General features: G+C 40.6%; 17 protein-coding genes and 1 tRNA gene. 5 read left to right on the forward strand and 13 right to left on the reverse strand.

Annotation, left to right across the window (positions count from 1 at the left end; translation table 11 throughout):
• Window positions 1-86 precede the first annotated feature (86 nt).
• The 4 genes from ytpR to pepA form a co-directional block, all read right to left on the reverse strand.
• A complete protein-coding gene (gene ytpR / locus AB5Z52_RS12985) occupies window positions 87-698 on the reverse strand; it encodes a YtpR family tRNA-binding protein (protein WP_003125829.1) in 612 nt (203 codons plus the stop codon).
• A gap of 211 nt (window positions 699-909) precedes the next feature.
• Window positions 910-1,365, reverse strand: a complete 456-nt coding sequence (locus AB5Z52_RS12990; RefSeq protein WP_005470736.1) for a universal stress protein — start codon at window positions 1,363-1,365, stop codon at window positions 910-912.
• A gap of 18 nt (window positions 1,366-1,383) precedes the next feature.
• Window positions 1,384-1,698 carry a thioredoxin family protein gene (locus tag AB5Z52_RS12995; protein ID WP_003125825.1) on the reverse strand — a complete coding sequence of 105 codons (315 nt, stop codon included), beginning with the start codon at window positions 1,696-1,698 and terminating at the stop codon, window positions 1,384-1,386.
• 217 nt (window positions 1,699-1,915) lie between these two features.
• Window positions 1,916-2,992 carry a glutamyl aminopeptidase gene (pepA, locus tag AB5Z52_RS13000; RefSeq protein WP_003125824.1) on the reverse strand — a complete coding sequence of 359 codons (1,077 nt, stop codon included), beginning with the start codon at window positions 2,990-2,992 and terminating at the stop codon, window positions 1,916-1,918.
• 193 nt (window positions 2,993-3,185) lie between these two features.
• On the opposite strand from pepA, the gene AB5Z52_RS13005 reads away from it, so the two are divergent.
• On the forward strand, window positions 3,186-3,530 hold the full coding sequence (locus tag AB5Z52_RS13005; RefSeq protein WP_003125823.1) for a PepSY domain-containing protein: 345 nt from the start codon (window positions 3,186-3,188) through the stop codon (window positions 3,528-3,530).
• Between the two features lie 117 nt (window positions 3,531-3,647).
• Here the strand turns inward: AB5Z52_RS13005 and AB5Z52_RS13010 are convergent, their stop codons facing one another.
• From AB5Z52_RS13010 to AB5Z52_RS13025, 4 genes are all read right to left on the reverse strand, one after another.
• Window positions 3,648-4,691, reverse strand: a complete 1,044-nt coding sequence (locus tag AB5Z52_RS13010; RefSeq protein ID WP_003125821.1) for a hypothetical protein — start codon at window positions 4,689-4,691, stop codon at window positions 3,648-3,650.
• A 132-nt stretch (window positions 4,692-4,823) separates the two neighbouring features.
• Window positions 4,824-5,228: an organic hydroperoxide resistance protein gene (locus tag AB5Z52_RS13015; protein ID WP_002292291.1), complete on the reverse strand. Its 405-nt coding sequence runs from the start codon at window positions 5,226-5,228 to the stop codon at window positions 4,824-4,826.
• A gap of 199 nt (window positions 5,229-5,427) precedes the next feature.
• Complete coding sequence (locus tag AB5Z52_RS13020; protein ID WP_002292290.1) at window positions 5,428-5,676, reverse strand: GlsB/YeaQ/YmgE family stress response membrane protein; 249 nt, start codon at window positions 5,674-5,676, stop codon at window positions 5,428-5,430.
• A 634-nt stretch (window positions 5,677-6,310) separates the two neighbouring features.
• Window positions 6,311-7,258, reverse strand: a complete 948-nt coding sequence (locus AB5Z52_RS13025) for a magnesium transporter CorA family protein (protein ID WP_021150199.1) — start codon at window positions 7,256-7,258, stop codon at window positions 6,311-6,313.
• A 191-nt stretch (window positions 7,259-7,449) separates the two neighbouring features.
• On the opposite strand from AB5Z52_RS13025, the gene AB5Z52_RS13030 reads away from it, so the two are divergent.
• Together AB5Z52_RS13030 and AB5Z52_RS13035 are read left to right on the forward strand one after the other, a co-directional pair.
• Window positions 7,450-8,277 (forward strand): manganese catalase family protein, encoded by an 828-nt coding sequence (locus tag AB5Z52_RS13030; RefSeq protein WP_010723486.1) that lies wholly within the window; start codon window positions 7,450-7,452, stop codon window positions 8,275-8,277.
• Between the two features lie 141 nt (window positions 8,278-8,418).
• Window positions 8,419-9,258, forward strand: a complete 840-nt coding sequence (locus AB5Z52_RS13035; protein ID WP_368243807.1) for an aldo/keto reductase — start codon at window positions 8,419-8,421, stop codon at window positions 9,256-9,258.
• A gap of 251 nt (window positions 9,259-9,509) precedes the next feature.
• Here AB5Z52_RS13035 and AB5Z52_RS13040 read toward each other — a convergent pair whose 3' ends face one another.
• The 5 genes from AB5Z52_RS13040 to AB5Z52_RS13060 are packed head-to-tail and all read right to left on the reverse strand — an operon-like array spanning window position 9,510 to window position 13,861.
• Window positions 9,510-10,247, reverse strand: a complete 738-nt coding sequence (locus AB5Z52_RS13040; RefSeq protein ID WP_002301439.1) for a sugar isomerase domain-containing protein — start codon at window positions 10,245-10,247, stop codon at window positions 9,510-9,512.
• A 1-nt stretch (window position 10,248) separates the two neighbouring features.
• A complete protein-coding gene (locus AB5Z52_RS13045; protein WP_003125789.1) occupies window positions 10,249-11,499 on the reverse strand; it encodes a PTS ascorbate transporter subunit IIC in 1,251 nt (416 codons plus the stop codon).
• 2 nt (window positions 11,500-11,501) lie between these two features.
• A complete protein-coding gene (locus AB5Z52_RS13050) occupies window positions 11,502-11,783 on the reverse strand; it encodes a PTS sugar transporter subunit IIB (protein WP_002301437.1) in 282 nt (93 codons plus the stop codon).
• Window positions 11,784-11,795: 12 nt separating this feature from the next.
• Entirely contained in the window at window positions 11,796-12,227 is a 432-nt protein-coding gene (locus tag AB5Z52_RS13055) for a PTS sugar transporter subunit IIA (RefSeq protein WP_002301435.1), read from the reverse strand.
• A complete protein-coding gene (locus AB5Z52_RS13060) occupies window positions 12,224-13,861 on the reverse strand; it encodes a PRD domain-containing protein (protein ID WP_096710703.1) in 1,638 nt (545 codons plus the stop codon). The genes AB5Z52_RS13055 and AB5Z52_RS13060 overlap by 4 nt, the downstream gene beginning before the upstream one ends.
• A gap of 213 nt (window positions 13,862-14,074) precedes the next feature.
• Here AB5Z52_RS13060 and AB5Z52_RS13065 point away from each other — a divergent pair, with 213 nt between their 5' ends.
• Together AB5Z52_RS13065 and AB5Z52_RS13070 are read left to right on the forward strand one after the other, a co-directional pair.
• Entirely contained in the window at window positions 14,075-14,968 is an 894-nt protein-coding gene (locus tag AB5Z52_RS13065) for a neutral zinc metallopeptidase (RefSeq protein WP_002316719.1), read from the forward strand.
• A gap of 343 nt (window positions 14,969-15,311) precedes the next feature.
• Window positions 15,312-15,393 (forward strand) — tRNA-Leu (locus AB5Z52_RS13070).
• Window positions 15,394-15,556: the final 163 nt, after the last annotated feature.

The following is a 15,556-nucleotide window of genomic DNA, read 5'->3' on the forward strand; positions in this document are numbered from 1 at the left end:
TCTGAGCCAGAATGAGGTTCATTCTGACCCAGATTTGATTTTGTACAACCCATCAGTCCTTATTGACAAAGAGCCGATCTTTTTTATTATTTTCCAACTGGAAAAGCTTCACCAACAACGGCATCTTGTGGTAATTCAAGAATTCCTTTTTTCAATGGTGCATTTGCTAAATGCAGTTCACGAGCAGAACAGATCATGCCGTAGCTATCGACGCCACGAAGCGTTCCTGGCCAGATCAATAACCCATCCGGCATCATTGCCCCTGGTTTAGCAACAACGACTTTCAATCCTTTGCGAATATTGGCAGCACCACAAACGATTTGCAGGACCTCGCCTTCTCCAACTTCTGTTTCCGTTACAGATAAATGATCACTATCTGGATGTGGTTCACATGTTTTGACATAACCCACAACGATTTTCGGCTCTAAATCAATTGCCAATTGCTCCGTAAAGCCAGCTTCTGTGATCAATCGGTTCAAAGTTTCCACTTGTTGTTTCGTCAAAACTACTTGTCCGTTTCCTTCAATGGCAACTGTATCAGAAATGTGAAAGAAGTTCCAACCTACGATCGTACCTTCTTCATTTTTGATTTGAGCGACATTTCCTTTTCGTACAGCCGTTTGTTCCAGCCCTTTATCATCTGCTGTGATCACGATCAAAGTATCGCCCACATATTCTTTGTTGTATGAAAAAATCACTTGTCTTCCTCCTCTTACTTATTCCGCCCATAATCTTAACAAATTTTTGTCTGTTCGTCATGGGAATTTTCTTAGTTTACAATCGCTGCACTTCCCAATCCATAAAAAAACTGCGACAGAAATCAGACCAACAGGAAGCTAGTGAATGAAAAAGCACTCGCTTGCTCTTTTTTCCTGTCTCTGTATCTTCTGTCACAGCTTTGTCTTTTGCTTATTCTTCGCTAGGAGAGACAACCAACACATCACATTTCGCTTCGCGAATAATATAACTCGCTACACTCCCGGTGATAAACCGCTCAACTGCATTCAGTCCGGATTGGCCTACCATGATCAAATCAATCCCATATTTTTCTGGTAACTGTTTGGCCATTGCTTCTTTCGCAGAGCCGTAAGCAATGATCCCTTCGATCAAATCAAAATTAACGGATTTACCATATTGTTTACAGGATTCGATTAATTCTTGGGCAGTATCCTTTTCCTGCTCAATGATCGTTGTATCTAAAGGAGCATATCCCATCATCGTGGGGATCTGCTGATCGATGATATTCGCTACATAGACTTTCCCCTGATTGCGTCGTGCCACTTCAACTGCTTTTTTGAACGCTTCATTGGCTTGGTCGGAGCCATCGACACCTACTAAAATATTTTGATATCTTTGCCCACTCATGTTTTTCACCTCGAAAGTTTAATTTAGACTTGATAAGAAAGATTCGATTTCTGCTTTTGTTTTTCGATCTTTGTTGACTAAACGACCAAGTTCTTTGCCGTCTTCGATCACTACAAGACTTGGAATTCCAAAGATATTCCATTCCACAGCCACATCCATATAAGCATCACGATCAACTTCAACAAATTGAAATTCAGGGAAATCTGCCTCGATCTCAGGCAATTGCGGTTTAATATAACGGCAATCCCCACACCAGTCTGCTGTAAAAAAGAAGACATTCTTTCCTTTTTCGACATATGTTGCCAATTCTTCTAAATTTTTTGGAACAATCACACGCTCACCACTTTCTTTTCTCTAATCAAATTATACACCTTTTAAAACAGGGAACCAACTCACAAGCAAAAGAGCTGTGAACACGCCCATGCTAGTCACTGAAAACAGCACCCTAGTTGTCCCATTTCCTGATTATCGTAAACAGTTACAATAACAGATCAAAAATTGAACCAAATAGGTCTGATCTAGCGTTGAGTCGTATCACAGCTCTTAATTTTTATTTTCCTTCTACAATTGTAGCAACTGTTGATTTATCCAAACCTTTCAAGACTTGGATCACCATTTCTCTCGCAGCATCAAAGTCAGCGATGCTGAATAGTGTTTGATGGGTATGGATATAACGTCCTGGTACACCAATCACAGAACTTGGAATTCCTTCATTGGCCATATGAGCTGCACCAGCATCCGTACCGCCTTTAGACACAAAGTATTGGTAAGGGATATTGTTTGTTTCTGCTGTGTCCAGCAAGAATTCTTTCATCCGAGGCAACATGATCATTCCTGGATCATAGATACGCATCAGTGTACCTTCACCTAAATGCCCAAAAGTCCCATTCTTCGTCACTGTATCATCAGCTGGTGAACAGTCAACAGCGAAGAATAGATCTGGTTGGAATTTCGTGACAGAAGGTTTTGAACCACGTAAGCCAACTTCTTCTTGCACATTGGCACCAGCAATCAATGTATGACCCAGTTGTTCTTCTTTCAATGCTTCCAATGCTTCTAATACAACCGTACAGCCATAACGATTATCCCAAGCTTTTGAAATAATGTTTTTGCCATTCGCTGTCTTGATTGTTTCTACTTGAGGTACGATGGTGTCACCTGGTCGTACGCCAAAACTTTCCGCTTCTTCTTTAGAATCAAAACCAGCATCGAACAGAATGTCCGTTACTTCTACTGCTTTTTGTCCAGCTGTTCCACGTAGTAAATGTGGGGGCACTGATGAAGAAATACATGGATAGTTGCCTTTCGCAGTTTTTAAAGTGAAGCGTTGTGCTGAAACGACATAAGGGTTCCAACCGCCAAGAGGTGTCACTTTAAATAACCCGCGTTCGGTGATTTGTGTCAACATGAATCCAACTTCGTCCATATGAGCAGCTAGCATAACGCGTGGTGCATCTGCATCTGAATGATGACGTAATCCGAAGATCCCGCCAAGTCCATCTTGTTGGATTTCGTCCACTAATGGAGTCATCGCTTCCCGCATATAGGCCCGAACATCCTGTTCAAATCCACTAGTTCCTTGCAATTCTGTTAATTCTTTGATTCGTTGAAACGTTTTTTCTTCCATACTTTTTTCGGCTTGAATCGAAACAAGCCTTCCCTCCTCTTGCAAATCTATATTTATTATAACGCAAATTACTCATTCTGGTTCTTTTCTTATAGAAAAATTCTAAACTATGGTAAAATAATCTAAACAGACAAAAGGATTTCCGTTTATTCCTTAACAGGATAGGAGAAGTCTTCAAGGAGGCACAACATTTATGATCAATGAACGTCCATTCAATTATTTTAAAAACGGCCTGGCCATCGGCGTGGGTGTCGGTTTTGCAGGCGGGATCTTCTCGACATTATGGATGAAGAAAAAACAATCGATGAATGCAGATGACGTCCTCGATCAAATCAAAGCAGCATTTTTAAAAGAAGGTCCGATCGAAGGTTCCTGGATCAATTTTGAGAAGCAACCCCTTCGTAAATTTGCAGTGACATCTCAAGGATATACCGGCGGTATTACTCGAACCGAAGACGGACAACTGATCACTTACGAATTTTTAGCAGATGCGAAAACAGGAACTGTTTTGGATATTCAACGATCGATCATTGATTAATACGCATTGCTATACAACAGACGCTCAATGATTCAAACTCATAAAATAGTCGAACATCGCTAGATGATTTTTCTTGTCGTTCTTTATGAACAACAGTGATCATCTTGAGTTGTCCGACTATTTTTTAGTTGCGGCAATCTTTTTGGGACGTTTATTTGCATGAAGCAACGTTGCTAAGTCTAGTAATAAAACATTGGCTAACACAGGATTGGCTTTCTCGCGATACGCTGCGGCGCCACTTTCAAACAATACTGCTAGACGATCTTCTAAAACAACGATTTGTTCCAAATACGGTGGAAATTTGATTCGTTTTAGGATCCGGCTAGGAGAGTCCCGCTCGGACACTAAGAGTTCCGAGGTATAAGGACCATAAGAACGACTGGCTAAGAGATAATGGCCATAAAAAGCCACACCTTGAATCTTATCAGATGTTTTTCTGCTCATTGTCACGGTTGGTTGGATTTTGTCTTTGCGGCGAATTGCTGTTTTCTTTTCAGCTATCGTCGGCAATAGATAGAAAGTCAACTGTCCTTCACCTTTTAGTGTGAAGTTGCCAGATACCAGTTGATCATTGTTTTGAGTCAAATACGATGCTTGTGGAATCTCTAAGAGATCAGTTGTCAGCCAATAAGCGATTGGCTGTCCCGTCTCTTCAGATGTATCTGCTAAGATATCGATCAAACGTAAAGCGGCTACTCGTCCAGTAGCAGATCCTGTGATTGTCAACCATAAAAGTTCCCGTTTTGTATCATATACTAAGCCCCCTACATGTGGCCGTTTAGGTAAAATCAGCAGTTTGATCGGCTGTCCTGTTTCTCTATCCAGTACATGAATAATAGAATGATGCTGATGGTCATAGCAGTAGGCAGAAATAAACACAAAATCTTGAGAAAAAGCCAACCCTTGCGGCGTCATCCATTGACAAACCTCATTTTCGCCGGTTTCCGGCACCACCATTCTTGTTTCTGTTAATCCAGGAATGTTATATTGTTTTGCTTCAGCCTTTTCCCAAGCTGCTTGAACAATAGGATACCGTTTTAACTTTTTTTCAATATCCTGATGTATCCGTTGCTGCTTCCAATGCTTAAACTTTAGGACATAGTAAACAAGGAGGCCAATGACCAGCAACACTAAAATCATTATTGCTACCCGCTGAGTCATTTGTTTGCCTCCTTGTTCTATTCGATCAATCGTACATATACCGCTATTAATTACAGTATCTACATGTTTCTTTTACTAGCGTTTCTTTATAGGATCTTTCATAATCTCATTTATAGTAACATTAAGAATCCCTTATTCTACTATAGTCACTTCCACATCAATATTGCCTCTTGTTGCTTTAGAGTATGGGCAAAATGCGTGGGCTTCTTCTGCGATTTTCTCTGCTTGGTCCTTCTCAAGTCCTGGCAAAGAAACTTCTAAAACAACCCCGATTTGGTAGCCCCCATCTTCTAATTGAAATAAAGATACCCGTGCTTTGACTTCAGAATCAGACTCAAGATTATTTTCTTCCAGCATGTGTTGAACCGCGCCGTTGAAGCAAGATGCGTATCCAGCCGCAAATAGTTGTTCCGGATTTGTCCCTTCACTATGGATTCCTGGGCGGTCGATCTTCATGTGCATACTTCCGTTTGGTGCCTCGACCTCGCCATCACGGCCTCCACGATTGATCATTGCTGTTTCGTACATTTTTTTCATTGAGATCATCCTTTCTTTCGTCTTTCTATATTAAGTGTAACGAGTATTTTTTAATCTGACAAAGGTAATGCTTGCATTCGACGACATCAGTTAGACAACATCGACGATCAGTGATAGAAGCAGTTTGTCTATACAAAAAGAGAAGCAGCGAAAAGCTGCTCCTTAAGATAATAGGTAAAATTGCTGATATATTTGACGATTAACCTCTTGAACGTCCCAAGAAAAATGATACTACAGCAACAACGATGATCGCACCAATGATAGAAGGAATCAAAGCCATTCCTGCTAATTGAGGACCCCAGCTACCTAACAATGCTTGTCCAATTGCTGAACCAACTAAACCTGCAACGATGTTAGCGATCCATCCCATTGATCCACCTTTATTTGTAATTGCTCCGGCAATCAAACCGATAATAGCTCCTACGATTAATACCCATAACCAATGCATAATTTTCTCCTTCTTTCTGTGAAATATTTATTACACATATTATGTTACGCTTCTTCTTAAAAATACACAAAAATTTTGCTCTTAGAAAAACAAAAAAAATTTAAAACGTTGTTATATTAAGGATAAATCAACTTTTTTGGAATCGTTAACACTCACTGCAAGAGGTCAAAAAAACTGCCGCAGCTCTTTGAAATCGTTTTGATCAGCAAAAAGTTATTTTCTGATAAAGGGTACCTAGACTATGTACGATTTTCTTTCATTGTCTGCTTTCAACCGTCATCTTCCCTATGAATAAAAGCAATCAAAGAAACCAGATTGTCGTACACACCTCATTCACTACATCCTTCTGATGAAACATCAAAACAATTGGCATTCCTTTGATTCTGCCTTTTGTATTTGAAACCTGCTTCCCCTCACTATGTAAAAGGATTATGAGAAAAAGCAGCGATAGAAGTGAGCGTATGCAATAGCGAGTAAAGTAAAAAATAAATTGTTCGGATTGTACCCCGGCCTTTCTTCTTAATATTTTTCATTTCTCGCTTCTCCCCTCTGCTTATTGGACAGTCTTCGCGATTGTGAAGTCACGAAAAAAAGCAACTTTGCCCAGCGTTCAATGCTAGACAAAGTTGCTTTTTTATTTTGTTTTTGAAAAGTCTTTCTTTGAAAGATAGACAGCAGTAAGGATGCCTACTAAGACAGCTAACCCAAAGACTAGAATCGTTCCTATCGTGTTATCCTTCCCAGGCAGTCCGCCAGTGTTGATCCCCCAAAGTCCAGCAATTAATGATGGCACTGCAACCACTAATGCTGCTGAATCTAAATATTTCATCAAATGGTTCAAATTATTGTCCATCATATCCGAGAATAGACCACCGATGGTTTCCAATAAATCGCGATAGATCGTGACAAGCTTGTTGGCAAATTTCTGTCGCAGTTTAATGTCGTAAACTAACGATTCATTATCTAGTTTGTCTAAAAACTCTTTTCGTTCCATCAAGTGATTCACTGTAAGATTCTGATCTTTCAATGTGTGATCCAAATAAACCATATCTCGTTCTGTGTCTGCCAGATTAAATAGTTCATTATTTTCGGTTGTTTTACGGGCAGCCGCATCCAATTGGTCGATTTGCTTTTTAATCTCTTTCAACCCATTGATAAAGTGGGTATAGATCATTAATGTGGCAAAAGCAATGATATCCTCAAAATGTCGAAGCTCATTTCCATGTTTCTCGATCAATCGCTCAACGAGATTCGATTCTCTAGAGACATAGGTGATCATCAATCCTTTGGAAAGAATAAATGTGACAGGTTCAAGGCGTTTTTCAATGCGTTCTTGATGATTTGAAGAAAGATCGATCAATGTATAAAGAAACGGATTGTTTAATTTAGTGTCTCGTAAATGTTCTAATCGAGAAACTTCCTCTGGTTCATCGGAGCCAATAAAAATATCTTCCGGTAAATCAAAAAGTGTCAGCAGCTCTTTTTTTTCTTCTTCATTTCCATGTTTGACTACCAACCAATTATAGTCTTCTTCGGATGATTCTCTGATTTGGTTCTGTTCGATTTTATAGTACGAATACATTTTGCCTCTCTCCTTTAACTCCTTCACTTCTCTTCAACTATCTAATGGCGACTGCTTTTTGTCAAGAAAAAGCGCTATTTCAACGGTTTTTATTAATACGGAAATAAAGCAAGCGTTTGATTAGACCATTCTAAATAAACGTGAGAGAATATTTTTGGGCCCAATAAAAATCATTTTAGAGGAGGACAACTATATTTCTACATCAGAAAGAACTACAGTTCGAAGCAAAACCAGACAAACCAAATCCATTAATTGCGAAGTATCTTCAAGAATTGATCGGTGGCCAGTATGGCGAAATGAGTGTAGCAATGCAGTATCTCTTCCAAGGTTGGAGCTGCCGTGGAGAAGAAAAGTACAAAGATATGTTGATGGACATTGCGACAGAAGAAATTGGACACGTTGAAATGCTTGCTACAATGGTTGCTCGTTTATTAGAAGGTGCACCGGTAGAAGATCAAGAAGCCGCAATGAAAAAAGACCCAGCAATTGGCGCAATTATCTCTGGAATGAATCCACAACATGCGATCGTTGCTGGCTTAGGACCACGTCCAGCTGACAGTGTCGGTAATCCATGGAGTGGCGCTTACATCATTGCCAGCGGTAATTTACTGGCAGACTTCCGTGCCAATTTAAATGCAGAATCACAAGGACGATTACAAGTCGCTCGAATCTATGAAATGATTGATGACCGTGGAGTTAAAGACCTCTTATCCGTGCTATTAGCTCGGGACAGCTATCACCAAAACCTTTGGGCACAAGCTGTCAAAGAACTTGAAGAAAAAGAGGGTACAATCTTAGTACCGAGCACTTTCCCTCGTAATGAAGAACGGTTAGACATCGCCTATGACTTTTACAATTTCTCTGAAGGAGATCAAAGTAAAGAAGGCTCTTGGGCAAAAGGAAAAGCACTTGATGGCGAAGGTGAATACCAATGGCTTTCTACACCTAAAGTTGAAGGCAAAGCGCCAAAACTAGATCCTGTCACACCAAAAATGTATGGCACGCCACCTGAAAAATAAATTGATCGAAACGAATAAAAAGAGCAATGATTCCATTCACAAGAAATCATTGCTCTTTTCTTGTCTTATTGAGCAAGTTGGTTACCTTAAAGCTAAAAAAGCGTTAGAGTAGAATGTATAAGAAAAAGGAGGAATCATTATATGAAAGCACCTTTACTTACACTAAATGACGGCAATATGCGCCCAGCCGTGGGCATCGGTACCTATCAAATTCGCGGTGGCGAAGGCTTAAGCCAGTTGCAAGCAGCGATTGCAGATGGCTATCGTTTGATTGATTCGTCAACGAACTATGACAATGAAGGAATCGTCGGTAAAGCGATTCGCCGATCCGGTGCCCCTCGTTCTGAGTTTTATATCACCTCAAAATTACCAGGAAAATATCATGGATATGATGATGCACTGACCAGTATTCAAGAATCGCTGGCGCGCATGGGATTAGATTACTTTGACGCCTTTTTGATCCACTGGCCACTGCCTAAACGCGGCAAGTACATTGAAGCGTGGCAGGCGTTAGTGACTGCGCAAAAATTAGGTTTGATTCGTTCTATTGGTGTATCTAACTTTGAACCTGAACATTTAGATGCCATTATTGAGGCAACTGGTGTCACTCCAGCCATCAATCAAATCGAGATCCATCCTTACTGGGTCCAAGAACAAATGGTAGCAGAAAACAGAAAACGTGGGATCATTACTGAAGCATGGAGTCCATTAGGCCGCGGCAGCGCGGCGCTCAAAGAATCCATCATCACTGATCTAACAAATAAATATCAAAAATCTGCGGGTCAAGTCATCTTACGCTGGCACGTCGATCGCGGGATTCTACCACTACCAAAATCCCGAAACCTGAGCCATCAGCGAGAAAACTTAGCTATTTTTGACTTTGAACTGACTGAAGAAGAAATCAATGCAATCAATCGCTTGAACAAAGAAGATGGACGTATTGAAGGTCAAGATCCGAATGTATATGAAGAATTTGAGTAAAGTGAGACAGCACAAAGCTCCTGAGGGATTTCATAGGCTCACATCAATTATAGGAATTGGAATGGTCACAAAAAAAGAACTGCGAGATGACTTGCCCCAATTGAATTCCTTAGATCTACTAGCAGCAAGGCTCTACTGAAGTCTTGCTGCTATTTTATGAGAAGTAAAAACTTCTGACACGATCAGTTTTCATTTGGATTATGCTTTTCTCACAGTTCTTTTTCTGAGTTAAAACTTCTGTACAATCAGCGTTACAACTGATAATGAATGGCTTCTTTGTATTGTTCAAACAATGATTGGTTCAATTCATCGCCGCCATCCATATTTGCGGAATAAAAGATGGGCGGATAATCGATTCCTGCTTGTTTCAATTGTTGACAAACTTCGACAATAATGGTATTAAGGATCGTAGCGCCAATCACCGTTGAAGTAGGCCCCACTTTTTGATCCATCCCCTTAATCTGACAACCTGCATCACCAATTTCTCCATGATTATCGATTACAAGATCAGCGACTTCAAACAGACGAAGGCCCGAAGAATGGCGGCTAGTGACTGATTGCGAATACGTTTTGTTTGTTAAAGCGATAATTTTGACGCCTTTTTCTTTTGCCGCTAGTGCTAAATCGATTATGACAGGATTACGACCTGAAACTGAGTGTAAAATCAGCACGTCTCCTTCTTTGAACGGCTGGATTTCCGCTAATGCGGTGCCGTAGCCTTCTAGTCGTTCCATTTTGCTAGTAAAGGTGATGGGACTGCGATCCAACATCAGTTCTCGTCCAAAGATCGCATTGATCGTCATCATCCCTCCCGCGCGATAGTACATTTCTTCTGCCAAGATCCCCGCATGACTAGCCCCAAAAATATAAATCGAATGCTTTTCTAGATTTGCTGTAGTCAAGAGACGAATTGCCTCATCGATTGCATGCTGTTCCTTTTTTTCAACGGTTTCTAGTAATGCATGAATTTTATCAACATATTGATACATATTAAATTCCCCCAAATAGACTGCCGAGACCACGACCAATGATTCCCCAAAGTGATAAGTCATTGCCACCAAAGATCAGAATCCAGTTTTGAATCGTTGTGCTGAATAGAACGGCAGATACACCAACTAACAAGACCATCACAAATGATGCGGCAATGGTACCAATGACTGCGCCACGCAAGCCGCCTTGTCCTTCTCCAATAACTGCTGCGCCGCCACATTCAAAGAAACTGGTGATAACTAATGGTACGATCAAGATTCCAAAAACATTCGTCGTATTGACAATGATCACAAGGATCGTTGAGGTGATCATAGCTACGATAAAACCAATAATCACGGCATTCGGACGATAATTGAATAGGATCGGTACATCAAAAGCTGGTTTGGCTCCAGGGACGACTTTTTCAGCAATCCCTTGGAAAGCTGGAATAATTTGGTTGATCAATAGGCGGACCCCATAAAGCATGATCAAGAGTCCTGCGCCAAAGTTCAAGCCTGCTTGAACAGCAAACATGACCAGATTCCCACCTTCTGGGACAAGAACTGGTGCGATAATTCCTACAACAATATTCATCAAAAACATCACCAAGGCACCTGTAATGGAAATCTCACGGAAAAAGGACAGGTTTTCTGGCACTTTTAAATCTTCTGTCGATTTTTCTTTGTTTCCTACTCGTTTTGCCACGAAGCCGGACACCATCGATAAGATCCCTGTAGGATGTCCAATCAAGAACGAATCATCGCCAGTGGCATCCCAAACATATTTCCGCATGATCCAAGGCATAAATGACCAATAACAAGCAGATAAAACAGCTCCTAAAATCAATAATGGAATCCCCGACATTCCACCTTCAACCCCACCAGCAACGATCACAAATGGGAACCACCATAACATATGACCCGTCAAGAAAATCGTCTTAACTGGTGTAAAACGAGCAATCAATAAGTGCAAGATCAATCCAAAAAACATAGCTAACCCAACAGTTCCCCCGTATTCTGCTGTGAAGGTCACATCAGAAAGACCATCGGCTACTTGAACCCCCAACTGTGTCTGAACCGCTGTGTTGATTGGTGCGATCGTTCCCGTCAGCATATTGACCCCTGCGGTCAATGCTACCATCCCAAAGGCTGCTGTCAACGAGCCTTTCACCACTTCGGCAAAAGGTTTTCGTTGCACGATCAACCCGATCATTGCAATCAGTCCGAGCAATACTGGCGGATTCTTTAAAATATGATCTGTGACAAAACTCATGATTATCCCTCTCTTTCAGCTAAAAACTTTTCCATTTGCATTTTGACTTCAGCGACATCCATATATTTTTTGATGGGATAGACAGGTGCTTTGACGGAAGCTTGCAAATCATTCAATAATTCGTGGCTTGTAAAATAAACATCTGCAGGAGTTGCTTTTGCAGTAGACAAATCCGTATTCTCAGCAGTCGCCTTCAGCCCCAGCTCCTTAATCACCTTATCGATCGTCATCTTTAACACCATTGAACTTCCAACACCAAATCCACACACAGCTAAAATTTTCATCTTCTTTTCCTCCTATTGGAATAATTGGCAAATCTGTTCTTTGTCACCATTCAAAATAAGTTGATACTTTTCCTGATCCATAAACACTTCCATGATTTCCTGCAAACTTTCCAAATGACTTTGATTGTCTTTTGCAGCTAAAACAAGGAAAATACGGACCGACTTGCCAGCTAAATCGATTTCGTTTTTAGTCACTAGCAAACTCATCCCTTGATGAAAGACACCTTCCCCCGGACGAGCATGCATCAATGCAAAGTAATCAGCCAATACCATATACGGGCCATTCTCCTCAACGCTATGGATCATATTAGCGACATATTGTTGATCGATGGCTTTTTCATTTAATAGCGGCTGACTCGCCAATTGAACTGCTTCTTGCCAAGTGAGGATTTGATTCGTGGTCTCGATATGATCCTCAGGCAGTAATTTTTTTAAATTGATCATGATTTTACCTCCAACATTTTTGAAATGAACCATTCTTTGTCTTCGATCCCTTGCATGATCAACTTCATGACAGGTTCTACTTCTTGGGCCTCATCTTCTCGTATCATTAGTAACACGATGATATCGACTTTTTGGTTGCCCCAATCAACAGGACGATCCAAAATCAATACAGAAAAGGTCGTTTTTGAAACAAACTCAGGATTGCCATGAGGTATGGCAAAACCGTTATCTAAATAGGTCGACTGCAATGCTTCTCGTTCTAAGACGGAACGCTGAAAGTCCGTACGCTGATTTTCCGACGAAAAGTCATTTTGACTGATCAGAAAATCCAGTGCTTGTTCTTTGGTCTCAAATCGTTCAAAATAAATCTTCGGTGCAATCAACATCCGTGTATCTTGCAGGATTTTCACCTTATCCGCAATCGGTTCATTATCAATAATCAAATCGATATAGTGATTCATGATCCGCTTCATGTCTCGATTGGTCACCATCGGCGAGATGCGGACGACTGGTTTGGAAACATCAGGTAAATCGATCGTGGAAATAATGAAATCGATGGCAGAAATATCCATCTCTTTGAGCTTAGCGACAGAAGCGGTTTCAATACTATCGACATTAGGCAATATTCGACGAATCTTGGCAGAAATAAATGAACTGGTGCCAACACCGTTCGGACAAACAAAGACGATTTTATTCAATTGCCGCATCCGTTCTACTGCAGCTTGAAAGTGAATCGAAACAAACCCGATTTCATCCTCAGATATTCCAATATGGTAGGCCTTTAGAAAGTCGTTCAAAGAGAACCAAACGACCCCATACAACGCCGGATAATGCTGTTTGATCTCATCTAGCAATGGATTGACTACAGTAGTTTGGGCCTCAATGCGTAAAAACAGCTGGTACAAATGAATCGTCAAATCTTCTTCTAAGCGACTATCCTGTGTCAAATCGATCTGGATGCCTTCACTGACTTTCTGAATCAGATTTCTGACTTTCCCTCGAAAAGAGAACGGAATCGATTCGTTCTTCATAAAAAAACGTAAGCCACTACCTACAATGAGATAGGTTAGGTACTGAACTTCTTTCGATGAAAAATGGTAGATTTCTTGTTCTTCAATTTCTTTCAACAATTCATAAATCAACGGATACTTGTCAAATTCCAAAAACAATTTTCCAAATTGGCGCTTCTCTTCTATATCCAGCTGATTTGCCTGATTCGAGCGCTCGACAATCAGCAAGATCGAAACAACGATGCTTTGGATGTAGCTTTCTGGGATCTCCATTTGCTTTTCGATGATCGAATGGCGAAAAGCCGCATTTATCTTTTCAAATAATGACACATTTGTCAGAACAGAAAGGTTCTCCCCATGCTCCACAGTAAGGAGAATGAATCGCTTCAACATTCGTTGGATTTGTGACTCGCTTCCTTGAAAATAAGTGCCTGAATTATCAAAACGCAACAGTAAATTTTCTTTGACAAACAGTGTTTTTAGATAAGCGATATCCTTGGCGATACTGCTCCTAGAAACATAATACTCATCAGAAAGTTGCTGGTAACTCAAGTGCTCCCCATTGATCAGCCGCTTAAAAATTTGCATGCGTCGGTCTTCGATCAAAGAATAATTGTTTTTCATTTGCTCACCCTCTACCTTTATTCTAGTGATACCTTAACAAATATGAAGACCAATTGTTAGATTAAAAAATGATTAAAAGGTGTGCACACCCTTTCCCTTGATAGCAATATCGGTCGTTTGTTCCGCAAAATCGCTTCAAGCAAGCCAAACTTTTCTCATCTTCCTCGTTTTCTCTTATAATAAATGTAAACAGTCAAATGAGGAGGAAACAAAATGAAATGGCGTGGGGGTAGACAAAGTTCCAATGTGGAAGACCGCTCTGGTCGTTCCGCAGGTTCAGGAGGAAAAATAATGGCCGGCGGTGGTATCGGTACGATTGTTATCGCAGTCCTCTTTTTTCTATTCAGTGGGGGTGATTTAAACTCCGTCACAGATATTTTAGGAGGCGGACAAGCCGCTAATTATCAAACAGAAAATGTGGCTTCAGACGAGTATACAGAGGAAAAAGAATTCTCCGCTGTCGTCTTCGGCCATTTGGAAGATTATTGGAATGGTGTTTTTGAAGCAGAACAGACTACGTATCAAGATCCTAAACTGGTTTTATTTACAGGAAGTGTTCAATCGGCTTGTGGGAATGCAACTTCTCAAGTTGGTCCCTTTTATTGCCCTGCCGATCAAAATGTTTATCTGGATCTCAGCTTTGCAACAGAACTTTCTCAAAAGTATGGGGCCAGCGGAGATTTTGCCATGGCCTATGTCATTGCTCATGAAGTTGGTCATCACGTACAAAACGAACTTGGTATTACACAGCAACTCGATAAGATCCGCCAACAGGTTTCTGAAAAAGAATACAATCAATATAGTGTTCGATTGGAACTACAAGCGGATTATTTAGCCGGTACATTTGCCAAGTATCTACAAGGAAAAACTTATAACGGCCAACCGATTTTAGAAGCTGGTGATATCGAAGAGGCTATCACAGCTGCTAATGCCATTGGTGATGATACGTTACAAAAGGAATACCAAGGATATGTCGTACCAGATAGTTTTACTCATGGGACTTCAAAACAACGAGTTGAATGGTTCAACCGGGGGTTCAAATATGGTGATTTGGAGCATGGAGACACCTTCAATGAAAAAAACCTTGATTTGGTCTACGGATCGTAACAAAAACGTTCCTTTTTAGTCACTCTTTTTTCACATTTGGGCGGTATAGTTTATTCATACCAACAAACCCTAACTTTTTCATTTTACTCCTTGCCTGCCAGTCCCCGCTGGCAGGCCTTTTTTTTTCATGGTGCTATTTTAGTTTTTTTTTAACCTTTGGCCTGTTTTTTTCTTTAAAACGCTAAGGGTTGATCACAATTTTTTCATATTTTCCGGTTACTATATAAATAACCCAACAAACAACCCAACTTTTTCATTTTTTACTCCTTGTCTGTCAGTCCCCGCTGACAGACTTATTTTTTTTCTTGCCAAAATTCTCAAAATGCGCTAAGGTTATTTATGCGCGGAAGTGGCGGAATGGCAGACGCGCACGCTTCAGGCGCGTGTGAGTATATCTCGTGTGGGTTCAACTCCCATCTTCCGCATTTTGAGCAGATCATCTTGGATGATCTGCTCTTTTTTATGTGTTTCTTTTGTCTAAATAAAGAAAAAAGCTTAAGCTAGAAGTATATCCCTGAATAATTCATACCGATAAAAAAATGATCTGTTGCTCTAAATTTTACCGGAATTTATATTTTTTATTCCGTC

Origin of the sequence: Enterococcus sp. RTP21361st1_A6_RTP21361_211029 (genome assembly GCF_040910045.1) — a bacterium.
In the GTDB taxonomy this organism is placed as follows: domain Bacteria; phylum Bacillota; class Bacilli; order Lactobacillales; family Enterococcaceae; genus Enterococcus_D; species Enterococcus_D gallinarum.